Source organism: Halobaculum rubrum (assembly GCF_019880225.1).
Classification (GTDB): domain Archaea; phylum Halobacteriota; class Halobacteria; order Halobacteriales; family Haloferacaceae; genus Halobaculum; species Halobaculum rubrum.
This window is the reverse complement of record NZ_CP082284.1, coordinates 1672771-1695023: the sequence shown is the minus strand read 5'-3', so window position 1 is coordinate 1695023 and position 22253 is coordinate 1672771. Positions and strand designations below refer to the sequence as shown.

Annotated in this window: 22 protein-coding genes; 6 read left to right on the top strand and 16 right to left on the bottom strand. The window is 70.9% G+C overall.

The features are described from left to right. Positions 1-2: 2 nt before the first annotated feature. Positions 3-3275, bottom strand: coding sequence for a molybdopterin-dependent oxidoreductase (locus tag K6T25_RS08780; RefSeq protein ID WP_222913288.1), 3273 nt, complete (start codon positions 3273-3275; stop codon positions 3-5). 195 nt (positions 3276-3470) lie between these two features. On the opposite strand from K6T25_RS08780, the gene K6T25_RS08775 reads away from it, so the two are divergent. Together K6T25_RS08775 and K6T25_RS08770 are read left to right on the top strand one after the other, a co-directional pair. Beyond that, positions 3471-5621, top strand: coding sequence for a hydrogenase iron-sulfur subunit (locus K6T25_RS08775; RefSeq protein WP_222913286.1), 2151 nt, complete (start codon positions 3471-3473; stop codon positions 5619-5621). Between the two features lie 35 nt (positions 5622-5656). Further along, positions 5657-6289 (top strand): TorD/DmsD family molecular chaperone, encoded by a 633-nt coding sequence (locus K6T25_RS08770; RefSeq protein ID WP_222913284.1) that lies wholly within the window; start codon positions 5657-5659, stop codon positions 6287-6289. Between the two features lie 61 nt (positions 6290-6350). Here the strand turns inward: K6T25_RS08770 and K6T25_RS08765 are convergent, their stop codons facing one another. The 3 genes from K6T25_RS08765 to K6T25_RS08755 are packed head-to-tail and all read right to left on the bottom strand — an operon-like array spanning position 6351 to position 7162. Beyond that, positions 6351-6653, bottom strand: a complete 303-nt coding sequence (locus K6T25_RS08765; RefSeq protein ID WP_222913283.1) for a hypothetical protein — start codon at positions 6651-6653, stop codon at positions 6351-6353. Further along, the gene (locus tag K6T25_RS08760; RefSeq protein ID WP_222913281.1) at positions 6646-6966 is read right to left on the bottom strand and encodes a hypothetical protein; all 321 of its coding nucleotides are present in this window, start codon (positions 6964-6966) and stop codon (positions 6646-6648) included. The genes K6T25_RS08765 and K6T25_RS08760 overlap by 8 nt, the downstream gene beginning before the upstream one ends. Beyond that, on the bottom strand, positions 6959-7162 hold the full coding sequence (locus tag K6T25_RS08755) for a hypothetical protein (RefSeq protein ID WP_222913280.1): 204 nt from the start codon (positions 7160-7162) through the stop codon (positions 6959-6961). The genes K6T25_RS08760 and K6T25_RS08755 overlap by 8 nt, the downstream gene beginning before the upstream one ends. 132 nt (positions 7163-7294) lie before the next feature. On the opposite strand from K6T25_RS08755, the gene K6T25_RS08750 reads away from it, so the two are divergent. Continuing rightward, positions 7295-8488 carry a Dyp-type peroxidase gene (locus K6T25_RS08750; RefSeq protein WP_222913278.1) on the top strand — a complete coding sequence of 398 codons (1194 nt, stop codon included), beginning with the start codon at positions 7295-7297 and terminating at the stop codon, positions 8486-8488. 73 nt (positions 8489-8561) lie between these two features. On the opposite strand, the gene K6T25_RS08745 is transcribed toward K6T25_RS08750, so the two are convergent. The 7 genes from K6T25_RS08745 to K6T25_RS08715 all read right to left on the bottom strand — a co-directional run bounded on the left by K6T25_RS08745 (position 8562) and on the right by K6T25_RS08715 (position 12800). Continuing rightward, entirely contained in the window at positions 8562-8720 is a 159-nt protein-coding gene (locus K6T25_RS08745) for a hypothetical protein (RefSeq protein WP_222913276.1), read from the bottom strand. 107 nt (positions 8721-8827) lie between these two features. Next, positions 8828-8995 carry a hypothetical protein gene (locus K6T25_RS08740; protein ID WP_222913275.1) on the bottom strand — a complete coding sequence of 56 codons (168 nt, stop codon included), beginning with the start codon at positions 8993-8995 and terminating at the stop codon, positions 8828-8830. 146 nt (positions 8996-9141) lie between these two features. After that, positions 9142-9489, bottom strand: coding sequence for a hypothetical protein (locus K6T25_RS08735; protein WP_222913273.1), 348 nt, complete (start codon positions 9487-9489; stop codon positions 9142-9144). Continuing rightward, positions 9489-9626, bottom strand: coding sequence for a hypothetical protein (locus K6T25_RS08730; protein WP_222913272.1), 138 nt, complete (start codon positions 9624-9626; stop codon positions 9489-9491). Before K6T25_RS08730 ends, K6T25_RS08735 begins: the two co-directional genes overlap by 1 nt. Positions 9627-9700: 74 nt before the next feature. Further along, positions 9701-9967, bottom strand: a complete 267-nt coding sequence (locus tag K6T25_RS08725; protein ID WP_222913270.1) for a hypothetical protein — start codon at positions 9965-9967, stop codon at positions 9701-9703. Positions 9968-10043: 76 nt separating this feature from the next. Then, positions 10044-11027 carry a DUF7124 domain-containing protein gene (locus K6T25_RS08720; protein WP_222913269.1) on the bottom strand — a complete coding sequence of 328 codons (984 nt, stop codon included), beginning with the start codon at positions 11025-11027 and terminating at the stop codon, positions 10044-10046. A 9-nt stretch (positions 11028-11036) separates the two neighbouring features. Next, positions 11037-12800: an aldehyde ferredoxin oxidoreductase family protein gene (locus K6T25_RS08715; RefSeq protein WP_222913267.1), complete on the bottom strand. Its 1764-nt coding sequence runs from the start codon at positions 12798-12800 to the stop codon at positions 11037-11039. A 110-nt stretch (positions 12801-12910) separates the two neighbouring features. Here K6T25_RS08715 and K6T25_RS08710 point away from each other — a divergent pair, with 110 nt between their 5' ends. Further along, positions 12911-13603 carry a molybdenum cofactor guanylyltransferase gene (locus K6T25_RS08710; protein WP_222913265.1) on the top strand — a complete coding sequence of 231 codons (693 nt, stop codon included), beginning with the start codon at positions 12911-12913 and terminating at the stop codon, positions 13601-13603. Here the strand turns inward: K6T25_RS08710 and yqeC are convergent, their stop codons facing one another. The 3 genes from yqeC to K6T25_RS08695 all read right to left on the bottom strand — a co-directional run bounded on the left by yqeC (position 13604) and on the right by K6T25_RS08695 (position 15463). Then, on the bottom strand, positions 13604-14347 hold the full coding sequence (yqeC, locus tag K6T25_RS08705; protein WP_222913263.1) for a selenium cofactor biosynthesis protein YqeC: 744 nt from the start codon (positions 14345-14347) through the stop codon (positions 13604-13606). A 5-nt stretch (positions 14348-14352) separates the two neighbouring features. Next, a complete protein-coding gene (locus tag K6T25_RS08700) occupies positions 14353-14814 on the bottom strand; it encodes a hypothetical protein (RefSeq protein ID WP_222913261.1) in 462 nt (153 codons plus the stop codon). A 70-nt stretch (positions 14815-14884) separates the two neighbouring features. Beyond that, positions 14885-15463, bottom strand: a complete 579-nt coding sequence (locus tag K6T25_RS08695; RefSeq protein WP_222913259.1) for a redoxin domain-containing protein — start codon at positions 15461-15463, stop codon at positions 14885-14887. Positions 15464-15724: 261 nt separating this feature from the next. Between K6T25_RS08695 and K6T25_RS08690 the strand changes: the two genes are divergently transcribed. Further along, positions 15725-16744: a DHH family phosphoesterase gene (locus tag K6T25_RS08690; RefSeq protein ID WP_222913257.1), complete on the top strand. Its 1020-nt coding sequence runs from the start codon at positions 15725-15727 to the stop codon at positions 16742-16744. Positions 16745-16836: 92 nt separating this feature from the next. Here the strand turns inward: K6T25_RS08690 and K6T25_RS08685 are convergent, their stop codons facing one another. After that, a complete protein-coding gene (locus K6T25_RS08685; RefSeq protein WP_222913255.1) occupies positions 16837-18600 on the bottom strand; it encodes a hydantoinase B/oxoprolinase family protein in 1764 nt (587 codons plus the stop codon). Continuing rightward, positions 18597-20660, bottom strand: a complete 2064-nt coding sequence (locus K6T25_RS08680; RefSeq protein WP_222913254.1) for a hydantoinase/oxoprolinase family protein — start codon at positions 20658-20660, stop codon at positions 18597-18599. Before K6T25_RS08680 ends, K6T25_RS08685 begins: the two co-directional genes overlap by 4 nt. A gap of 101 nt (positions 20661-20761) precedes the next feature. Here K6T25_RS08680 and K6T25_RS08675 point away from each other — a divergent pair, with 101 nt between their 5' ends. Then, positions 20762-22198: an amidase gene (locus tag K6T25_RS08675; RefSeq protein ID WP_222913252.1), complete on the top strand. Its 1437-nt coding sequence runs from the start codon at positions 20762-20764 to the stop codon at positions 22196-22198. Positions 22199-22253 lie beyond the last annotated feature (55 nt).

The following is a 22253-nucleotide window of genomic DNA, read 5'->3' as shown; positions in this document are numbered from 1 at the left end:
AATCACTGAACCGTGCTGCTGTCGCGGACGTCGAAGTCCTTCTGCCGGCCGAAGCCGTCGCGGTCCTGCGGGAACTCGTACGACTCGATGTCGACGACGTTCTCCGAGAGCCCGTCCTCCTCGACGGGCCGCATCGACAGCTCCTCGACCACCGATGGCGTCGCCGGCTGGAGCCGGACCATCGACGCCTTCGTCTCCTGCATCTGCGTCTCCACGTCGTAGCCGCGGGAGGTGATCGCGTTCACCGGCTCCCCGATGGCGTACGGCACCGTCCCCTCGGGGTAGCGGTCCTCCAGCGACTCGCCTTTGAACATCCCGCCCCAGTGGAACGGGAAGAACGTCTCGCTGTCGTTCGGGCGGTGGGTGACGCGCGCCTTCACGAGGATCGACCCGCGGTCGGTCGTCGACGCGACCACGAGATCGCCGCCGTCGACACCCAGCCGTTCGGCCATGTCCGGGTTGATCTCCACGTACATGTGCGGCTGGAGGTCGGCGGTGTGTTTGTTCGAGCGCGTCTCCGAGCCGCCGCCCTGGTGTTCGACCTGGCGGCCGCTCGTGAGGATCGTCCACTCGGCGTCGCCCGACTGCTCCTCGAAGGCGCCGGCGTCGGTGAGCCGCTGCATGGAGTCCTCCTGGACCGTCGAGTTGTTCTGATCGAGCCGGTAGAAGTTCCGCTGTTGCCCGTTCGACGGCCACTGCTCCACCAGGTCCGGCCGCGGGCTCTCGATCGGCTCGCGGTGGACCGGCGTCGTGTCGAGGAAGCTCCAGACGACGCCGCGGGCGCGGCCGCGCCCGGTCGGCGCGTCCGGCTGCGGGTTGTCGAACTGGCCGTAGAAGTCCGTGTCGTAGTCGGCCCAGTCGTACGTCTCGTTCATCGCCTCGGCCGCGTCCGCTACCGAACTGTCCGGGTCGAGCGCGTACTCGTACGGGATCGTCAGCGCGTCCGCGTTCGAGGGGTCGTCCGGCATCGTCGTCGCGAAGCCGGGGTACTGCGGGACGCCCTCGACCTCGCTGTCGTGCCAGTCGGGCTCGTAGGAGTCACGCAGCAGGTTCAGCCCCGCCTCCTCGCCCATCTGGTCGACCGTCTCCTGCATCGGGTACGGCTCGTCGGTCGCCATCTCGTCCCACTCGCCGGGCGTGGGCGCCTGCGTGCCCCAGCGGGCGCGGAAGTCCTGACCCCCGTCGTTGGGGTCCATGTCGTCGTTCCAGAGGATCGGCGTCCCCGGGTGCCCCTCGCCCCAGCACGGCCACGGGAGCATCCAGTACTCGCCGTCGACGGGCGTGCCGGGCGCGTGCGCCTTCGCGTCCTCAGTGGAGAAGGCGTAGTCGTACTCCAGGTGCTGCTGGAGGCGCTCGGGGTCCTGGCAGTACCCGATGGTCCGCATGCCGAGGTTGAACTCCCGGATGACGGACTCGTACGTCGACTTCCCGTTGTACAGGTCCACACCCGAGCCCCAGTCGAAGTGCTCGCCCATGCCGAGGTGACCGGCGAGTTCCTGCATGATCCGCAGGTCGGGGCGCGAGTTGTGACCCGGCGAGCGAACCGGCTCGGACCACTGGGTCGCGCGGTGGGAGTTCGTCAGCGAGCGGTAGTGCTCGTACTGGCTGGAGGCCGCGAGCAGGACGACCTCCGTGTCCGACTGGTCCACGTCGGCCAGCACCGACGCCACCGACGGGAACACGTCCACCACGACCAGCAGGTCGAGGTTCTCGATCGCCTTCCGCTGTTTCTCCATCTCCGAGATGGAGTTCAGCGAGTGGCCCCACACGATCGCCGCCTTCAGCTGGTTCGGCTGGTAGATCGGCGTCTCGTTGAGCCGCTCCTCCTTCGGGAGCGCGGCGTCGAACCAGCGGGCCACCGTCAGGCCCTTCTGGAACATCATCGAGTGCTCCGCCGGGAACGACTCGTCGATGTCGTCGGCGTTCTCGGTGTTCGTGGACTGCCGGACGTACTTGTCGGCCGGCATCGTCCCGTACTCCTCGTACAGGTCCTCGAACTCGATGGTGCCCGAGGTCTGTGGCGTGCGCGACCAGACGTCACACCAGTACTGCCACGAGCCGGGCGAGCCGACGGAGTAGTAGCCCGGCAGGATGTGGCTCGCGACCGCGAGGTCGGTCGCCCCTTGGACGTTCGCGTGCCCGCGCATGACCTGCAGGCCGCCGCCGGACTGGGCCGCCGCGCCGGCGCCCAGCGAGAGCATCGCGTACGAGCGGATGTTCTGGGTCCCGTTGTTGTGCTGGGTTCCACCCATCGCCCACTCGATCTGCATCTTCGGCTTGTTCTCGACGACGAGATCCGTCAGCTCCTCGATCTCGTCGGTCGACAGCCACGTGATGTCCGACACCGTCTCGAGGTCGTAGTCGTCGAGGTCGTTCTCGACGTCCGGCCACGCCTGCACGCGCCCCTCGAGCATCTCGTCGTCCAGCTCGTCGCGGTCGCGGAGCTGCTTGATGACCCCCATCATGAGGGCCACGTCCGTGCCGGGACGCAGGCGGTAGAAGTAGTCGGCGTGGGCCGCGGTCTTCGTGAACCGCGGCTCGACGACGACGATGTCCCCGCCGCGCTTTTGCCCTTCGAGGATGTGCTGCATCGCGATCGGGTGGGCCTCGGCGGGGTTCTGCCCGATTATCAGGTTCATATCGAAGTTCCGATAATCGTTGATCGAGTTCGTCATCGCCCCGTAGCCCCACGTGTTCGCGAGGCCGGCGACCGTCGTCGAGTGGCAGATGCGCGCCTGGTGGTCGACGTTGTTCGTGCCCCACAGCGACGCGAGCTTCCGGAACGCGTACGACTCCTCGTTGGAGTGGTGCGCGCTCCCGAGCCACATCGTGCTGTCGGCCCCGTACTCGTCTTTGATCCGGGTCAGCTCGTCGGCGACCGTGGAGTACGCCTCGTCCCACGAGAGCTTCTCCCAGCCGCCGTCGACCTTCCGCATCGGCGACTTCAGCCGCTTCTCGGAGTGCTCCGTCTCGTAGATGCCGGCGCCCTTCGAGCAGAGCGACCCGTTGTTGATCGGGTGGTCCTCCCAGGGCTCCATTCCGACGAACGCGTCGCCCTTCTTCTCGCCGTGGAAGCCGCAGCCGACCGAGCAGTAGTTACAGATCGTCTTCGTCAGCTCGTTGTGATCTGTGTCCGTTCCGTCCTCTTCTCCCTCGTCGCTTTGCGCCAGCGCCTGTCCGGCGCCGCCGCCACCGAGGGCGACCGCGCCGGCCAACGCGCTCGCCTTCATGAACGACCGTCTGTCTAGGTCCAGTGAGACCGGTTCCGTGCTCATTGTTCTTTGTTGACATCCACCACTGATTGAGATGCTATCGTACCGGTTCATGTAATCATCCCCTATTAATGTTCGCCACGATCGTTACGGAATTATTTTGGCAGCCCTAAAACTACCGGAAAGATCACCCGGGATGACGCCATCCCGCGGTTTCGCGGCGCAAGCTATATACGCGCCACTCCGTTGACTCCGACGATGAACGTCGGGGCATTCGTCTGTTCGTGCGGGGGAACGTGCGACGTGGATCTGGAGTCGGTCCGCGACGGAGTCCGCGACGTCGACGTGGTCGCGTCCTCCGAGCAGCTGTGCCGGGACGCGCTCCCCGCCGTCGACGGACTGATCGACGAGTACGACCTCGACCAGCTGATCGTGGGCGCCTGCGACGACGGCTGCAAGGCGAAGTTCGACGACCTCGTCGAGCGCAACGGGCTCCACCCGGACGCGGCCGCCTACGTCGACCACCGCGAGCGGGCCGGCTGGGTCCACGAGCGCGACGACGCCACGGACAAGACCGCGCGACTGATCAACGCACGACGCACCGGCATCGAGTACGAGGCCGCCACGCGCACCGTCTCCCGGGAGGCCGGCGAGGAGGTCCTCGTCGTCGGCGACGCCGAGACCGCGGCCGCGCTCGCCGACACCGCCGACGTGACGCTGCTCGCGGACGGCGCGGAGTACGCCGATTCCGACGCGGATCTCTCGGAGGTGAGCGTCGAGCGCGGCCGGCTCGTCGCCGTCGAGGGAGGATTCGGCGAGTTCGAGGTGCGGGTGGAGGCCCGCGTCACCGACGACTGTATCTCCTGTATGAAGTGCGTGAAGGAGGGTCCCGACGGCATGGTGACGCGACGCCCCGTCGACATCCACCCGGACGCCCCGGAGGGCGAGTGGACCGACTGCTGTCCCACTGACGCGATCGATCTCTCGGGCGTCACGCGAACCGTCGGCGCCGATCAGGTCGTCGACCCGGCGGGCACGTCGACCGCGCGGGCCGGTCGGATCGGCTACTACACCGGCCCGGTCGATGCCGGAACGATCGCCGCCGTGGAGTCGCTGTTGGGCGGGGTCGAGAAGCCGAAGTACCTCGATCTGGAGATGGACGTCTGTGCCGCGGGCGAGTCCGGCCAGCAGGGCTGTACCGCCTGCGTCGACGCCTGCCCGCACGACGCCGTCGATCGCCCCGCCGTCGACGAGGTGGAGTTCGACCTGACCGCCTGCGAGAACTGCGGCGCGTGCACCTCGTCGTGCCCGACGGGCGCGACGTCGCTGCGGGAGCCGTCGAACGAGCGGATCGCCCGCGAGGTCGAGGCGCTGCTCAGCCGCGAGACCGACGAGGGCGGCATCTGGCCGTTCACCGGCGGCGACGGCGGCATCGAGACGCCCGTGATCGCGTTCACCTGCGACGAGCGCGCCGCCGCGGCGCTCGACGAGTACGGCCGCCGCGCGGCCGCCGGCGAGGACATCACCTATCCGCCGGTGCTTCCGGTGGCGGTGAACTGCACCGACACCGTCGGCGAGGGGCACGTCATGCATGCGCTCGCGGCCGGCGCCGCCGGCGTCGCCATCGTCGGCTGCGGAGGCGACTGCCTCCACTCGGGCCCGGACCCGAAGGCCGACCTCGTCGACCGCCTCAACCGCGCGACGAGCGATCTCGGGCTGGGCGAGCGCGTCGGGTTCTTCGCGCCCGACCCACGCGAACCCGCCGCGTTCGCCGAGGAGATCGGCCGGTTCACCGAACTGACGCTGGACCCGACGCCCGTCCCCGAGGGCGAGCACCGCGCGACGGGCGTCGTCCGCGAGGACAAGCCCAACCCCGCGTTCAACAGCCACGACTGGACGCTCGAGTCGGTGCGGCGACTCCTCGAGTTCGCCGAGCCCGAGCGCGAGGTGATCCGCGGACTGAAGGACTTCGGCGTGATGTCCGTGAACGACGCCTGCAACCTCACGCCGACGTGTTCGACGCTGTGCCCGACCGACGCCATCCGTCGGACGAACGACGGGACCCTCCAGTTCAACCACGAGGACTGCGTCAACTGCGAGCTCTGCGAGGAGGGCTGTCCCGAGACCGCGATCACGATGGAGCAAGGGCTGGACCTCTCGCGGCTGCCCGAGAACCGGACCGCCGGCGAGGGCGCCGTCGCCGACGACGACCCGCGCTGGGAGACCGTCCACGACGGCGAGATGCTCGAATGCGTCAGCTGCGGCGACCCGTTCACCTCGGCGGCCTCCGCCGAGCACATCCAGTCGGAGGTCGGGGGGCTCGTCGAGGGGATCGCGCCCGACGCCGACCACAGCGTCTTCGAGTACTGCGGCGACTGCCGCGCGCAGTTACTGTTCGACAACGGTTAAGATCCGACCGCCCACTTCCCACCCACACAGACACCATGAGCACCGACGAACTCGCCGTCTACGACGCCCGGATCGAACTGATCGACTTCTGTATCGAGGTGTTCCACGACGCGCCGACCGAGGAGTTCCTCTCGCATCTCCTCTCGGGCGACATGCGCACCCCGGAAGACAACGTCAACGACCACCTCGACGCCGGCTTCGAGCACGTGCGGGCGTTCGTCGACGCCCACGAGAGCGACGACGTCGAGGAGCTCCACACCGAGCTCCGCCGGAAGTACACCGAGGTGTTCGTCGGCCCGCGCCCGCCGGTCCTGCTGCACGAGACGAACTACCGCGAGGACACGGAGTTCATCGGCGAGGGGCTCGCGGAGGTCGAGGCCAGCTACGACGCCGCCGGGTGGACGCCGCCCGAGGAGTACCCCGAGGAGAACGACTTCGTCGCCGTCGAGCTGGCGTTCCTCCGGTGGCTCGTCACCAAACAGCGCGAGGGGCGAGACGAGACGTTCGGCTACGAGCGCGTGTTCCTCGACAACCACCTCATGACGTGGGTCGACGACGCCGTCGCCGACATCCGGGAGGAGACGGACGAACCGCTGTTCCTCGCGGCCGCGGAGATCCTGGCCGGTCTCGTCGAGTTCGAGGACGAGATCGTCGCGCAGATGACGTGAGGGCGGGCGAGGCCGACTCGCGACGCGGTTCCCGTTTCTCCGGTGGTGCGCCAGCGCCGACTCAGTCGTCCGACGGGCGCGTCGTCGATCCCGCGGTCGACGCGTCCGTCGTGTACACGACCGCGAACCCGCCCAGCACCGACAGCCCCGCGAAGGCGACGGCGACGGGGGTGCCGATCGCCATCGCCTGCTCCATCGCGAAGTACGCGCCCCACGTCTTCCGGCCGATCGATTCGGCGGCGATCGCCATCGCCGCGACACCCGCAACCGAGAGGACGAGTCCGAGCACCGACAGCGCCGCGAACGCCCGCGCGAGCCACGCGCCGGAGAGCCGGTCGGACAGCCCGAAGAGCCGGTCAGACATCGTACACCACCCGCGCGGTCAGCGAGACGAGGAGGAGCGGAACCAGCAGCGCGAGCAGCCCCCCCATCAGGATGCCCATGTAGCTGATCGTCGACTCGAGGTGGATCGCCCAGTGCCAGGTACCCTTGACCTCCGCGATGACGGCCACGGTGCCCACCATGAGCAACGAGAGCGCGAGCAGCGACGCGAGCGTGTACGCGCCGGCCCGTACCCAGTACAGCGCGCCGGCGAGTCGGCCCCCGTCGTCGCCGGCGCCGTCGGCGACCTCTCCCGGACCCGCGCCGCCCTCGGCGGGCGCGGTCGGACTACTCATCGACGCCGCCCCCCGAGGCGTCGTTGACGCCCCCCGGCGCGCCGCCGGCCTCCGCGGACGCGCCGTCGACGGCGTCCGCCGCGTCGTACGATCGGTACGCGTCGTACGTCGCCAACGCGAGGACGAGCACGCCGACGCCGAGCACGACGAACGCGGGACCGAGCGCGAGCGGGAGGTTCGCGTGTGTTCCGCCCATAACACGGGATCGCTCGGTCCGCGGACGCATAGCGTTTGTGTCGGGGTCGACGGTCGCCGACGCGTCGCCCCGGTCCGTCGGATCCGCGGCGACCGAACGCTTTTGGCCGTGTGAGCCGTGACACGTCGTAGAATGCCGTCACGACGGAGCATGCTGGGGAAGCTCGCGGTCGCGGCCGGGATCGGCGTCGCCGGCTGCACGACCGGCGCGCCGCCCGGGCTCCCGCTCGACGCCAACCCGCACCCGGTTCCGAGCAGACAGTTCGCACAGAACGACGTGCTCCGGCGCGACGCCGACGGCAACGAGCTCCAGGCCCGTCACCGACGGATCCTCCTGTTGGACCTGAAGCGCGACCCCTCCGAGGAGGCCGCAGAGACCGTCGAGCGCGCGCTCCGGACCGTGGAGACGGCGTACGGCTGGGCGCCCGACGGGCTGTTTCACACCCTCGCGTGGGGGTCGCGGTACTTCGACGACAACGACGCGCTCGGACGCGTCCCCATCGAGCACCCCGAGGTGCTCACCCGCACCGACGACGAGGAGCTCCAGCGGTTCGACGCGATGCTCGTGCTGGAGTCGGACGTGCAGTCGCATCTCCCGGCCGCCGAGAGCGCGCTGTTCGGCTCGCGCGACGAGCTGAACGGCGAGCCGGTCGAACACACCCTCGGCGGCGTGTTTCGCCGCCGCGACCGCCGGACGGGCTTCCTCGGCGAGGGGCTGCCCGCGGAGCACGTCGACGTGGAGGGGCTGGAGGCCGACGCGCCGATGTTCTCGGGGTTCTTCTCGGGTCGGAAGGGATCGCAGGCCGGCGAGGACCGCGTCGCCATCGGGGACGGTCCGCTGGCGGGCGGCACCACCGCCCACCTCTCGCACATCACGTTCGACCTCCCGGAGTGGTTCTCCGTCGACGAGGGGAGCCGGGTCGGGAAGATGTTCTCGCCCGAGTTCACCCCCGAGGACGTGGCGGACCTCGGGACGGACGTGCCGTTCGCCGACGCGGTGCGCGAACACGCCCGCGACCACGGCAGCGTCGGCCATCACGAGAAGGTCGCGCGCGTCCGTCGAGACGGCGAACCGGTCGTACTCCGTCGGGACTTCAACACCGTCGATCACGGTCGGACCGGCGTCCACTTCCTCAGCTATCAGCGGGAACTCGCACACTTCCGGCGGACGCGGAAGTCGATGAACGGCTGGTACCTCCGTGACGACCACCCGGACATCACCGACCGCGAGAACAACGGCATCCTCGAGTTCATCAGCACCCAGTCACGGGCCAACTTCGTCGTTCCGCCGCGGGAGAAGCGAGCGTTCCCGCTCACGATCACTTGAGAGGGGGAGTCGATAGCCGAACCCGCAGCGATCATCGCGAGAGCCGCGCGACGACGACGGCCGACGGCGTCGGTTACTCGTCGGCGGCCGCGGCGGCGTCGTCGATCTCGACTTCGCCCTCGCTCTCCCGGCGGTTCTCCTCGTGCGGGCCGCTCTCGTACTCCCACACCTCGTGTCCCTTGTACTCCTCCAGTGCGCCCTTCGGTCGCCAGCCGGTGTCCTCCGTGGCCATGCACCCGAGATCAGGATCCGAGAACTTAGCTGTTGTCCCGCCGCGGCGCATCGCCGCGCCGACGCGTCGACACGCGAAGCCCCCGACCGGTCACGCGCCGACCGGCCTCACAGCACCGCAGGGAGCACTCCCGTGAAGAACGTGAGCGCGGCGATACCGAGCGCGGCGTGCCCGACGACTCCCGCGGCGAGGAGCACGGCGACGAGCGCTTTCGTCCCGATTCCGATCTGGTCGCGTTGATCGATCGTTCCGGTTTCGGTTGTGGTAGCCGCCATCTATCTTCACCTACGTCGGCCTACGGAGCGACGTAAAAAACCGGGGCGGGGTCGTTCTCACCGATCGGGAACCGGCGAAACTGTCCGTGCGGTCGCGCGTTCGGCGTGTTCGGTGCTCGATACGAGAGCGGATGACGGCGGGTGCGCTACTCCGTCGGCGGCGCGTTCGGCGGCCGCTCGGCGTCCTCCTCGAGGAACACGTTCGCGAACAGGTCGACGTGTAGCCGCAGCAGACGCTCGGCCGACAGCCCGGACTCGGCCGCCTGCCGCTCGAGGAACGTCTCGAGGTCGTCGCTCGGGGAGAACCGGACGCGCTCGCCGCCCTCCTCGAGTTCGAAGGTGACCTCCGTGCCGCCGGAGACGAGGTGTTCGATCTCCAACAGCGCCTGTTCGACCTTCACCTCCAGCGCCCGCTCGTCCTCCATCATGCGCTGCTCGGCCCACTCGTCGGCGGCCTCGACGAGCCGGTCGCTGGGCTCGAAGGAGACGGCCATCAGAACGACACCCCCTGCCCCTCGAACGCCGGCTCCCACAGCGTCACCGTTTCACACACCGGGCACTCCCGGCGGACGTCCTCCTCGGGGGAGCCGACGCGCGTCATCGTGCCGCAGTCGACGCACTCGTACTGCATGAACGAACGAACGGAATCCGTCGTGTTAGCCTTGTCCCTCGATCGATCGAGGCCGGCGGCGATCATGTCGCGGCTTACTCCTCGGGCGGCCACGCCCGCGGCGCGGGGTCGGACTCGCCGAGCTCGCCCATGTAGATCAACAACAGCGCCACGATACCCGCGAGCACCGCGACGCCGGCGAGCCCGCCGACCGGGTTCGTCCCGACGTACGAGCCGGAGAACGCCCAGAGGTTCTCGATCGTGGCGAACGTCCGAACGGCGATGTACGCGCACCACAGCCCGATCCCGGTGGCCATCGCGGTCAGCAGCCAGCTCTGTGAGACGGCGGTTCGAAGTCCCATGGCAACACCGTGATACGGGGATCGCAAAAAGTGTACCTCCGATCGTGGAGCCGGAAGACGCGACAGGTCACGCCGCTCAGGTCGCGTCGCCGTCGTCCGGGATGGCGTCCTCGTCACGATCCACGTCGCCCTGCTCGCGGGTCGTTTCATCCCCCGCTCGCGTCGCGGACTCGCTGCGCTCGTCCTCGCTTCCGTCGAGCGCCCATCCCGACGCCTCGGCGGCCTCCGCCAGCGGGACGAACTCCCAGCCGGCGCGCTCGGCCCACACGCGCTCGCCCGCCGACTCGACGCCGACCAGCACCATCCGGTCGGCGTAGAACATCGAGGTCGGGCCGACCTCCTCGAGGCGCTCGCTCGGGCCGGTGCCGGTGCCGTTGAAGAAGTCCAAGTCCAGCCGGTTGTCGCGCTGGTACTTGTTGATCACGTGGGCGTCCACGTCGCCGACGATGCCGACGTAGTCGGTCCACGTCTCGGCGTCCGCGAGCGCGGCGTGGAGGCTCGACAGCGACCGGACCGCCCGGTACGACAGCGCCATCGTCATGTCGCTTTTCGTCTCGCCGTGGGGACCCGTCGCCTCGGGCTGTTGCTGCGTCTCCTCGTCGCGCGCGTCGGCCGAGACGCCGCCGCCGCCGCCGGACTCCCGAGGGATGCCGACGGGCTTGTCGTCGTCCGCGTGCGGCACCCGCGGCGTCGCCGACTCCAGATCCGCGCCCAGATCGTCGTCGTACGCCGGCGGCTCCGGCTCGTTCGCGCCCAGTTCGTCCGCGCGGGCGGCCCCCGAGCGCCAGCCGTCGGTCGAGCCCGCCGTGTCGGCGCCGTCGTCGGGACCGGAACCGGCGGCGTCGTCGGCGGAGCCGGTGTCGTCGGTCGCGGCTCCGTCACCGGCGGCCGCGGTTTCGTCGCCGGGAGTCGCGGTCCCGTCGTCGTCGATCGCGGCCGCGTCGGCTCCCCCGGACGGCTCGCTGCCGGCGTCGTCGCCCCAGAACCAGTCGCCACGGTTGGGTCGCTCGTCGTCGTCGGGCTGTACGTCGAGTTCGTCGAGGTCGATCTTGTCTGGCATCGCTGGGTGTCAGTCCTCGGCTCGCGGGCGGTCGGTGCGTCGATCGGGCGCGTCGGTCGGGAGCTCCAGCGCGCGACAGCGCTCGGCCGTCGGGAGCCCCCGGTCGTCCCACCCGCGGGCGGCGTAGTAGGCGTCGAGCAGCCGCTCGAACGCCTCGCCGTCGACGGCGCGGCCGGCCGCGGGCGCCTCGCCGGCCGGGAGCGGCTCGGCGAACTGCGGCGGGAGGACGTCGGCGTCGCGGTCGAACCCCTCGCGGGCGTTGAACAACCGCACGAGCGTCCACACGCGGTCGCCGACGCGACGGAGGTCGTCGTGCGGAACCCCGAGCGCGTCGAGCCACTCGGCGCCCAGGTCGTCCCACAGCGTCTCGCCGGCGAAGTCGTCGACGACGAGGCTCCACAACACCGCGCGGGCGTTCTGTGCGCCGACGACCGCCTCGACGCGGCGGGCGGTGTCCCAGTCCTCGCGGAACACCTCCTCCTCGATGGGTCGGGCGCGGCGGTGACAGCCGCCGCGGTCGGCGGTCGCGTACGCCAGCGCCATCCCGATCGCGCCGCGGGGGTCGTAGGCGGGCAGTTCCATCGACTTCACCGTCGGCACGTACTCGTCGCCGCCGTAGCGCTCGGCGGCGGCGTCGACGCCCTCCGCGAGCGCGTCCGCGAGGTCGTCGCCGTCGGCGCGGCGGGCGATCCGTTCGATCAGTTCGCGCGCGCCGTCCTCGTCGCCGAACTCGAAGTCGACCTCGCCGGCGCGCACCGCCCACGCGACGGCGTTGCCGGCGGTGATCACGTCGACGCCGAGGCGGTCACACGCCTCACCCAGCGCCGCGACCGCGTCGAAGTCGTCCATCCCCAACCCGGCGCCGAGCGTCATCGGCGCCGCCCCGCGGGGGACCGTCTCGCCGTCGTCTGTCTCGACGCGGAAGCCGCCGGGAACGTCGTCCTCGGGATGCTCGCGTCCGACCGCGGCCGCCGCGGCCGCCTCGATCCCGATGCCGTCGACCTCGTTGGCGGTGTCGCGCCAGCCGTTCGCGGGCAACACTCCCACCTCGGCGGCGAAGTCGATCGACTCCAGCGTCTCCCCCGCCGTCTGCCACTTGCCGGCGTCGTCGGCGGCGAACGCGTCGGCGTACGTCTCGCGCAGCGCCGCGAGCTCGTCGGGCACGTCCGGCGGGTCGCCGCGCGCGACGACCGCCTTGAGGTTCTTCGCGCCCAGCACCGCGCCCGCGCCGCCGCGGCCGGCGTGGTGGTCGCCGGCGTCGGAAGCGATCGTCGCGTACGCGACCTCCCGCTCGCCGGCCGGTCCGACGCACGCGACCGCCGCGTCGGGGTACGCCTCCGCCGTCTCGACGGTGTCGGCGCCCGCGAGGTCGCCAGCGGCTTCGAGTCGGGGGTCCCCGTCGCCGACGACCAGCGCCGTCCGCTCGTCGGCCGCGCCCGTCACGAGCACGCCGAGACAGTCCGGCAGCGACCCCGCCAGCCGGTCCGGGAACGTCCCTCCGGAGTAGGAGTCGAGGAACGCCCCCGTCAGCGGCGACTTCGTCACCGCGGCGTAGCGCGACTCGCCGGGGAGCGCGCCCGACAGCGGGCCGAGCATGAACCCGAGGAGGTTCTCGGGACCGCGCGGGTCGGCCCCGGGCGACAGCTCGTCGTACAGGTACCGGGCGCCGAGCCCCTTGCCGCCGAGATAGCGGCGCCGCCACTCCTCCGGGACCGTCTCGAACGTGGCTGTCCCGGCCGAGAGGTCGACGCGGAGCACCCGGGTCCGTGTCATCGTCACCGTGGAAACAGTCGACGCCGATAAGGGTTTGCCAGGGGGCGAGCCGCGCTGGCTTGGCTGTCACGCCCGCAGGCGTTTTCACTCGCCGTGACCCGTCTTCGGGTATGCCACGGTACGCTGCCGTCGTCGCCGGCGGGCGCTCGACCCGCTTCGGCGACCGCGACAAGGCCGTCGCCGACCTCGCGGGTGTCCCCATGATCCGCCGCGTCGCCGACCGACTCGCCGACGCGACCGACCGCCTGGTCGTCAACTGCCGCGCCGACCAGCGGGCGGACATCGAGAACGCGATGGTCGGGTACTCGAACCCCGTCCGCTACGCCGAGGACCCCGACCCCGACGAGGGGCCGATGGCGGGCATCCGGACGGTGCTCCGGGGGGTCGAGGGGTGGGCGGCCGACGACGGCGCGGGCGGCGGAGGCGACGACGTGGACCACGCCGCCGGCGCGGACGCCCCCGCGTTCGTCGTCGCCTGCGACATGCCGTTCGTCGACCCCGCGCTCGTCGACGCGCTGTTCGACCGGATCGACGGCGGCGGCCTCGACGCCGTCGTCCCCCGGGTCGACGACGAGTGGTTCCAGACGACCCACGCGGCCTACCGCGCCGGGGCGATGGCCGACGCCTGCGACGCCGCGCTGGCGCGGGGCGACCGCAAGATCGTCGCGCCCCTCTTCGACCTCGAGTACGCGGAGGTCGGCGCCGACGAGCTCGACGCCCTCGGCGTCGACGAGCGGAGCTTCGAGAACCTCAACACCCGCGAGGAGTTCGAGGCGGCCGCCGAGGCGTTGGCCCCGCGATAGCTACGCGTCGAGCACGTCGACCACCCGCCCCTCGCCGAGCGCCGCGAGCACCACGCGGTCGAGCCGCCCCGCGTCGTCCGCGTCGAACGCCGCGCGGGCGACCTCGCGCGCGACGGCCTCGTCGTCGGCGTCGTCCACCTTGTTGACGAGCGCGACCGTCTCGGCTCCGGGAGGTACGTCCTTCAGCCCACCCGCGGGGGACGCGAGGACGCGACCGACCGTACCGGCGGTGATCGCCTCGCCCTCGTCGATCCCCGCGACCGCCGCGACTCGCTCGGGGCGGTGAACGTGCTCGTCGGTCAGCGGCTCGCCGACGACGTGCGCGGAGGCGATCGGGACCACGGCGTCGGCGCTCGCGGGGATCTGCGGTTCGCGGTCGCTGGGGGCCTTGAGTTCGCGCATGCGCGCGCCGTCGGCCTTCACGAGCACCGGCCCGTCGTGGGCGGCCGCGAGGTCGTCGACGACGGCGGTATCGTAGCCGAGATAGCGGTCGTCGCGCTCGCGCTCGGGGACGAGGCCGAGCGGGAAGTCGCCCGCCTTCGCCTCCGCCGGCGCGTCGACCGGGTCCCCCGTGACGCCGACTCGCGCGACGTGGTCGTCGAATATCGGGATGCGGACCGTCGCGGTGACGACCGCGCGGTCGAGGCTGTTCGCCAGCGTGTACAGGGTCGTCTTCTTGCCGCCGGCGCCGACGACGCAGACGAGCCCCTCGGTCGGGAGGGCCTCCTCCGGTTCGATGGTCATGTCCGTCAGTTCGGGTCGGTCGCCGAGTAGCTTGCGCCACGGGCGAGCGAGAGCGCGGCGCCCGCGACGCCGCCGGCGACGAACGGGACCGTCCGCTCGGCGACGCCCGCAACCGCGACCAGCGGCGGACCGACGCTTCCGCCCGGGACGAACAGGCCGAACAGCACGGTCGCAGCCGAGAATGCCACGACGGAGACGACGGCGAAGACCGCCGTGGTGCGCGCGAGCGCCGCCTCCGACGCCTCGGGCATCCCCGCGGCCGCGCCGGCCACGCCGGCGATCACGACCGCGACGAGCGTCGAGACGGCTCCCGCCGCCGAAACGAGCCAGACGGTGTCCGCCGTGATCCCGACGACCGTCGGGACCAGTCCCGGCGCGGTGGCGACGACCGCGGCGACGAGGGCGGCCGCGAGCGCGAACCCGGTCTGTCTGGCGAGGCTTCCGGAGGCGTGCGTGGTGGAGGGCATCGTCACGCGCGACGGCGGCCCGTCGTACAAACGTTCCGGCCGAATCCCGCGTGTCCGTGGAAGCGGGGTCCTACTCCACCGCGGCGGCCTCAGCCACCGCCGCCTCCACCTCGTCGGTGTCGGGGAACGTCAGCGGCTCCGTCGCCGTCCAGGTGTACGCCACGGTGCCGTCGGGCGCGACGACGAACACCGCGCGGTTCGCGATACCCCGCATGATCGAGTCCTCGCGTTCTCGCGGGTCGGGTCCCTCCCCGCTCGCGTCGTCCGGGGCGCTTCGCCCCCCGCGGCGAACCCCGAAGTCCGCGATCACGTCGTTGTTGAACCCCGACACGAGCGGGTACTGGAGGTCGTACTCGTCGATGAACGCCAGCAGCGACCACGGCGAGTCGACGCTGACGCCGTACAGCGGCGCGTCCACCGCCGCGAGGTCCGCCTTCCAGTCCCGCAGTTCACACAGCTCCCGCGTGCAGGTGCGCGAGTAGACGCCGGGGTAGAACGCGAGGACGACCGGGCCGTCCTCCAGGGCCTCGGTCAACGAGAACTCGCTCACGTCGTCGCCGGTGTACGAGCCGCGGTCGGTCTCCCGTGCGGCCTCCGGCGTCGCCATCGGTGCGGTTACCTCGGGAGCGTCGTCGCCTGCCTCGAGCATGTCCGTGTCGTGTGGGGGCGCCGGCTAAACCCTTCGTGCCGCGGTAGTCCGGTTCGGCCGTGTCGGTGCGGCCCGTGTGGTCGGCCGGTGAGCGAATCGACTGTCAGAACCCCGGTCACTCCGTGCTGGATCTTCGGACCCGCGAGCCGCATCCACAGCCCGTGTCCTGCAGACCGCCGAAAAGCCTCTCGTGTAGCCGACAGACGAACGCCTGGCCCGAGATACCCGTGTTGTAACCGTCTGGAGGTCGTACATGTGAGAATGAACCAGCCACAACGACTGTATGAACTTCTCGAGGAGAGCAGCGATATCAACATCGTCTGTCACAACAACCCCGATCCGGACTGTCTCGCGAGCGCGCTCGCGTTGGGCCGGATCGCGGCCGCGGCTGGCATCGACGAGCGGCGGATCCTCTACAGCGGCGACATCTCACACCAACAGAACCGGGCGTTCGTCAATCTCCTCGATCTCGACCTCCACCCGTTCGAATCCGCGACCGTCCAGAACCGCCAACCGGACTCGCTGCTCGCGTTCGTCGATCATTCGCTCCCGGGCGAGAACAACACGGTTCCCCCGGACACGGCCGTTGATATCGTGATCGACCATCATCCTGCCGAGGACGTCGACGCTCGGTTCGTCGATCACCGTGAGGAACTGGGGGCGGCTGCGACGATCCTGACGGAGTACGTGCGCGCCCTCGAGATAGAGATGGATACGGATCTCGCGACAGCACTGCTGTTCGCCATCCGTTCGGATACCCTCGACTTCCTCCGCGGAGCGACCCACGACGAGTACGATGCGGCAGGGTACCTGCACGAGTACGCGGATCAGGAACTGCTCCGGACGCTATCGACGCCGTCTGTTTCCGGAGGGACCCTCGACGCGATCTCGACCGCCATCGACAATCGACGGACGAACGCGGCGGTGCTCATCTCTCATGTCGGGCGGACGACCGAACGGGATGCGCTCCCCCAGGCGGTCGACTATCTCGTGCGATTGGAGGGCGTTCAGACCGCCATCGTGTTCGGACTCGTCGACGACGCGATCCACTTCAGCGCTCGGTCTCCGGACGCGCGAGTGAACGTCGGCGAGATACTGAACGGGGCGTTCGACGACGTCGGGAGCGGCGGCGGTCACCACGACGTCGCGGGCGGCGAGGTTCCGCTCGGTATCTTTGCCGACTACACGTCCGACGACGCACAGTTGCTCGAGATGGTCGAACAGATCGTTACCGCACGGCTGTTCGCGGAACTCAATCTGTCCGACGAGACGGACGAATGACACGAGCGGCCGTTCCTCCCGTCACGGGAGGTACTCGACGGCAGTGACCCCGACAGACCCTCCGGCCTGCCTCTCGCCGGAGTCGCAGGGGGTCAGTCGCCGTCGCCGTCAGTCGCGTCGGGGGCAGCCTCGTAGCCGTACTCCTCGCGCGCCGCACCGGGCGTCAGCTTCCCGAGTCGCAGGTCCCGCTCGACGGCCTCGTCGGAGCGGTCGGCCGGGTCACCGTAGCCGCCGCCGCCGGGGGTACGGACGCTGACGACCGAGCCGTCCGGGAGGTCGCGGGTGTGCTTGGCGGGCAGTTTCTCCAGTTCGTCGCCGGCGTCATCGACGAGGTACGCCGCGCCGTTGGCTCCCTCGCCGCCGCCCGCGAGCCCGTACGGCCGCGACTCGTGGCGCTCGGCCAGCAGGCTGAGCCGCGCCGTGTGCCCGCGCACGCGGATGTCCCGCCGGAGACCCAGCCCGCCGCGGTGCTCTCCCGCGCCCCCGGAGTCCGGGCGGAGTTCGTACCGTTCGATCCGGAGCGGGTAGGCGGTCTCGAGGACCTCCGCGGGCGTGTTCAGCGTGTTGCTCATGTGGACGTGGACGCCGTCCATGCCGTCGCCGCTCGCGCGGCCGCCGAAGCCGCCGCCCTGCGTCTCGTAGAACGCGTACGGCGAGTCGCCGTCGCCCCGCGGGTCGGTGCCGCCGAGCGTGACGTTGTTCATCGTCCCCTGTCCCGCGGCGGCGACGGCCTCGGGGGCCGCCTTCGCGAGTGCGCCGAGCACGGCGTCCGTGACGCGCTGGCTCGTCTCCAGGTTCCCGCCGACGACCGCCGCCGGCGGTCGGGGATTCACGATGGTTCCCTCGGGCGCGACGACCTCGATCGGGCGATAGCAGCCGTGGTTGGGCGGGATGTCCGGGTCAGTCACGCACCGCACGGCGTAGTACGTCGCCGACGCGGTCACCGCGAGCACGGCGTTGATCGGCCCCTCGGTCTGGTCGGCGGTGCCCGTGAAGTCGACGGTCACCCCGTCGCCGTCGACCGTCAGTGCCACCTCGACCGCGAGGTCCTCGTTGCCGCGGCCGTCGTCGTCGAGCGCGTCGGCGAACTCGTAGGTGCCGTCGGGCAGGTCCGCGAGTTCGGCGCGCATTCGTCGCTCCGAGTAGTCTTTGATCGCCTCCAGGGCGGGCGCGAGGGTTTCTCCGTGCTCCGCCGCGAGGTCGCGGAAGCGTCGCCGGCCGGTGGCGTTCGCCGCGACCTGCGCGCGGAGGTCGCCGCGGCGCTCCTCGGGCGTGCGGACGTTCGCGAGGATCATCGACAACACGTCCTCGCGCACCTCCCCTTCGGGCGTGCCGTCCTCGGCGACCGCGCCGGTGCCCCGCTCGAACTTCACCGGCGGGATGCGCAGTCCCTCCTGATAGATCTCGGTCGAGTCGGCCGCGACCGACCCGGCGGTCGAACCGCCGATGTCGGCGTGGTGCGCGCGGTTCGCGGCGAAGGCGATCACCTCGTCGCCGGCGTCATCGTGTATCGGGGTGACGAGCGTCAGGTCCGGGAGGTGTGCGCCGCCCCGGAACGGGTCGTTCAGGAGGACCGAGTCGCCGGGATCCAGCGAGTCCGGGGGGAACGCCTCGACCGCCGCGGCGACGGAGTACGGCATCGCGCCGAGGTGGACCGGCATCGTCTCCGCCTGCGCGATCATCTCGCCGGCGGCGTCGAACAGCGCCGTCGAGCAGTCCCGCCGCTCCTTGATGTTCGGGGAGTAGCCCGTCCGCACGAGCGTCGCGTTCATCTCCTCGGCGACCGCCTCGCAGCCGTTGCGGATCACTTCGAGGGTGACCGAATCGACCGCGGACGCGGAGTCGCCGGCGCTCATTCCCCGTCACCCCCGGTCTCGACGACCAAATTGGCATCGCCGTCGACGCGGGCGCGCTGGCCCGGGTGAACGACGACGGTGCTCTCCGTTCCCTCGACCACCGCGGGTCCGTCGAACGCTGCGTCCGTCGGGAGCAGCGACCGGTCGTACACCGGCGTGTCGCGGTCGCCGTCCGCAAAGCCCACGCGCCGGGTCTCCCGCACGGCGTCCGCGGGGTCGCCGGTTCGCTCCTCGACGGCCAACTCCGGCGGCTCGACGAGACCCCTCGCCCGGAGTCTAACGGTCACGAGTTCCACCGGTTCCTCGGGGGAGGCGTGCCCGTACCGGCGCTCGTGGGCCGCGTGGAATCGCTCCTCGACGGCCGCGAGTTCGTCGCCGTCGAGGTCGCCCTCGACCGGCACCGAAAGGTCGAACGACTGCCCGGCGTACCGCAGGTCGAGCGTGCGCTCGAAGGCCATCGCGTCGTCCGCGCGGCCGGCCTCCCGGAGTTCCGTCCGTCCCTCGGCCTCGAACGACTCGTAGGCGTCGCGGAGGGTTGCCGGGTCGACGTCGTCCCAGCGGCGCACCATCGAGGTGGAGTAGTCGTACACCACGTCGCTGATGAGCAGCCCAAGCGCGGAGAGGACGCCGGCGGCCCGCGGGACGATCACCTCGGGAACGTCGAGGGCGTCGGCCAGCGCGGTCGCGTGGAGGGGGCCGGCCCCGCCGAACGCGACGAGGGCGAACTCGCGGGGGTCGTAGCCGCGCTCGACGCTGACGACGCGGAGCGCGCGGCGCATGTTCGCGTTCGCCACGTCGAGCAGGCCGCGGGCGGCGGCCTCGGTCGCGTCGGGGTCGCCGGCGACGGTCTCCGCCAGCCGGGCGAAGGCGTCGCGGACGCGGTCGTCGTCGCGAGAGACCGCGTCCGGGAGAAAGCCCGATGGGTCGATCCGGCCGAGCACGAGGTGGGCGTCGGTGACGGTCGGCTCGGTCCCCCCGCGGTTGTAGCAGACCGGGCCGGGCTGGGCGCCCGCCGACCGCGGGCCGACGCGGAGGGCGCCGCCCGTGTCGATGTAGCCGACGGAGCCGCCGCCGGCGCCGACGGTGTGGATGTCGACGGTCGGGACCGAGACGGGGTACTCGCCCACCTCGGTGTCGGTCGTCACGAGCGGGTCGCCGTCGCGCACGAGGCTCACGTCACAGGAGGTGCCGCCCATGTCCATCGTGATCAGGTCGTCGACGCCGCGCCGGCCGGCGACGTGGGTTGCGCCGCGGACGCCCGCCGCCGGCCCCGACAGCAGGGTGTTGACGGGACGCTCGCGGGACGCCTCGGCGGCCATCAGCCCGCCGTTCGACCCCATCACGCGCAGGGGGGCGTCGATCCCGAGGTCGCCGACGGCGTCGGCGAGCGCGCCGAGATACGCGTCCATCACGGGCTTGAGCGCGGCGTTCATCGCGGTCGTCAGGGTGCGCTCGTACTCGCGGATCTCCGGGAGCACGTCCGACGAGAGGGAGACGGTGGCGTCGACGCCCTCCTCGCGGAGGATCTCCCGGACACGACGCTCGTGGGCGGGATGCTCGAAGGAGAACAAAAGCGAGACGGCGACGCTGTCGATCCCGGACTCGCGGAGGTCGGCGGCGAGGTCCCGAACCGCGTCCTCATCCAGTTCACGGAGCACCTCGCCGCGCTCGTCCACCCGTTCGGGGACCTCGAACCGGCGGTCGCGGAGGACCACCGGATCGGGCTTGGTCGCCTCGAAATCGTAGATGTCGGGACGGGTCTGACGGCCGATCTCGACGGCGTCGCGGAACCCCTCGGTCGTGAGGAGCGCAGTGTCGGCCCACTCGCCCTCCAGCACGGCGTTGGTCGCGACGGTCGTTCCGTGGCCGAGGAAGTCGACCTCGGCGAGGGGCGCGTCGAGCCCGCGCAGGCCCGTCACGACGCCCTCGTCGGGTGCGTCGGGGGTCGACGGCGTCTTGTCGACGCGGATCCGGCCGTCGCGGACCGTCACGAGGTCCGTGAACGTGCCGCCCACGTCGACGCCGACGCGCGTGCCCGCCGGCGCGTTGTCGTCGGTCATACCCGTGGGTATGGGGGCTGGGTTGTATGCGTTCGCCTCGCGGACATCGCCCGCCGTCGAGGGAACAGTCATATCTGATGACCCGCATGTCCACACACCGCATGGCTGACGAACACCACGTCGAAACCGCAGCCGACCGACTCGGCGTCGCGCTCGATCCGAGCGATGTCGAACGGTACGCCGCCGACGCGACCGACGCCGCCGCGATGGCGGCCGCGTTCGAGCCGTCGACGGACGAACGCGATCCCCGCGAGTACGTACCGGGCGACGACGAATACAACGCCTTCCGCTACCGGGTGGAGGACCACGGCGGGCACGAGCGCGGCGCGGACGGACCGCTGTCGGGGCTTCGTGTGGCCGTGAAAGACAACATGGCCGTTGCGGGGGTGCCGATGACGTGCGGGTCGGCCGGCGTCGACTTCGTCCCGCAGTACGACGCGACCGTCGTCGAGCGACTCGAGACGGCGGGCGCGCGGCTCCTCGGCACCACCAACATGGACGAGTTCGCGCTAACGACGACCGGGGAGACCTGTGCGCACGGACCGACCCGCAACCCGGCGACCGAGGACGGGGTCCCCGGCGGGTCCTCGAGCGGGAGCGGGGCGGCCGTCGCCGCCGACCTTGTCGACGCGGCGCTGGGGAGCGACACGGGCGGCAGCGTCCGGATCCCCGCGTCCTACTGCGGCGTCGTCGGGCTCAAGCCGACCCACCGGACCGTCCCCCGGTTCGGGTTCGGCGACCTCGCGCCCTCGCTGGACCACGTCGGCCCGCTGGCGTCGTCGGTGTCGACGGTGTTTCGCGTGTACGACGCCATCGCGGGGCCGGATCCTCGAGACCTCTCATCCCACTCCGCTCGTCCGACCGAAAACACACACACGGCGGTCGGCGAGCCCGCCGACGGGACGACTGTCGGCGTCGTGCGGGAGGCGATGGAAGGGGCCGACCCGGAGGTCCGCGACGCGGTGAACGCGGCTATCGCGGATCTGGAGGCCGCGGGCGTCGACGCGACCGGGGTGTCGCTCCCGCGGTTTGACGAGATGGCCGCCGCCGTCGTCGTGATCGCGAACACCGAGTTCGCATCGCTGCTCGCGAACCGGGGACTCGTTCGCGCCAGCGGAACCGGCTACGCCGACCCGTGGCGCGCCGCGGCGGCCGACATCGACTGGGACGGGCTGGGGGACGGCGTCGTCGACAGCGCCGTCACCTTCGAGGCGCTGTACGAGGCGACCGAGGGACGCGCGTACGTCGGCGCCCAGAACGTCCGCGAGCGGTTCACCGCGGCGGTCGACCGGCACTTCGACGACGTCGACGCGCTGGTGCTCCCGACCACCCCGACGACCGCGCCGGACTTCGGCGACGTGACGACGACCGACGACGTGATGGGGACGATCACGAACACGAGCCCGTTCAACCAGACCGGCAACCCGGCACTGTCGGTTCCGGCGGGGACGGCCGACGGGAGACCGGTCGGGCTCCAACTCGTCGCCGACTGGTTCGACGAGCCGACGCTCGCGCGACTCGGTTCCGCCGCCGAATAGCGACGGAGCGATCCCCGAACTGAACGGGAGGGTATTTGAACGAAGAGCCGAATAT

Coding starts and splice junctions, on each gene's coding strand:
- K6T25_RS08765 (WP_222913283.1), bottom strand. CDS start 6,653: ATGTCTGACCGGCTCTTCGGGCTGTCCGACCGGCTCTCCGGCGCGTGG.
- K6T25_RS08730 (WP_222913272.1), bottom strand. CDS start 9,626: ATGCAGTACGAGTGCGTCGACTGCGGCACGATGACGCGCGTCGGCTCC.
- K6T25_RS08700 (WP_222913261.1), bottom strand. CDS start 14,814: ATGCCCTCCACCACGCACGCCTCCGGAAGCCTCGCCAGACAGACCGGG.
- K6T25_RS08775 (WP_222913286.1), top strand. CDS start 3,471: ATGAACGTCGGGGCATTCGTCTGTTCGTGCGGGGGAACGTGCGACGTG.
- yqeC (WP_222913263.1), bottom strand. CDS start 14,347: ATGACCATCGAACCGGAGGAGGCCCTCCCGACCGAGGGGCTCGTCTGC.
- K6T25_RS08675 (WP_222913252.1), top strand. CDS start 20,762: ATGGCTGACGAACACCACGTCGAAACCGCAGCCGACCGACTCGGCGTC.
- K6T25_RS08745 (WP_222913276.1), bottom strand. CDS start 8,720: ATGGCCACGGAGGACACCGGCTGGCGACCGAAGGGCGCACTGGAGGAG.
- K6T25_RS08685 (WP_222913255.1), bottom strand. CDS start 18,600: ATGAGCGCCGGCGACTCCGCGTCCGCGGTCGATTCGGTCACCCTCGAA.
- K6T25_RS08770 (WP_222913284.1), top strand. CDS start 5,657: ATGAGCACCGACGAACTCGCCGTCTACGACGCCCGGATCGAACTGATC.
- K6T25_RS08735 (WP_222913273.1), bottom strand. CDS start 9,489: ATGGCCGTCTCCTTCGAGCCCAGCGACCGGCTCGTCGAGGCCGCCGAC.
- K6T25_RS08715 (WP_222913267.1), bottom strand. CDS start 12,800: ATGACACGGACCCGGGTGCTCCGCGTCGACCTCTCGGCCGGGACAGCC.
- K6T25_RS08740 (WP_222913275.1), bottom strand. CDS start 8,995: ATGGCGGCTACCACAACCGAAACCGGAACGATCGATCAACGCGACCAG.
- K6T25_RS08780 (WP_222913288.1), bottom strand. CDS start 3,275: ATGAGCACGGAACCGGTCTCACTGGACCTAGACAGACGGTCGTTCATG.
- K6T25_RS08710 (WP_222913265.1), top strand. CDS start 12,911: ATGCCACGGTACGCTGCCGTCGTCGCCGGCGGGCGCTCGACCCGCTTC.
- K6T25_RS08725 (WP_222913270.1), bottom strand. CDS start 9,967: ATGGGACTTCGAACCGCCGTCTCACAGAGCTGGCTGCTGACCGCGATG.
- K6T25_RS08680 (WP_222913254.1), bottom strand. CDS start 20,660: ATGACCGACGACAACGCGCCGGCGGGCACGCGCGTCGGCGTCGACGTG.
- K6T25_RS08760 (WP_222913281.1), bottom strand. CDS start 6,966: ATGAGTAGTCCGACCGCGCCCGCCGAGGGCGGCGCGGGTCCGGGAGAG.
- K6T25_RS08690 (WP_222913257.1), top strand. CDS start 15,725: ATGAACCAGCCACAACGACTGTATGAACTTCTCGAGGAGAGCAGCGAT.
- K6T25_RS08720 (WP_222913269.1), bottom strand. CDS start 11,027: ATGCCAGACAAGATCGACCTCGACGAACTCGACGTACAGCCCGACGAC.
- K6T25_RS08750 (WP_222913278.1), top strand. CDS start 7,295: ATGCCGTCACGACGGAGCATGCTGGGGAAGCTCGCGGTCGCGGCCGGG.
- K6T25_RS08695 (WP_222913259.1), bottom strand. CDS start 15,463: ATGCTCGAGGCAGGCGACGACGCTCCCGAGGTAACCGCACCGATGGCG.
- K6T25_RS08755 (WP_222913280.1), bottom strand. CDS start 7,162: ATGGGCGGAACACACGCGAACCTCCCGCTCGCGCTCGGTCCCGCGTTC.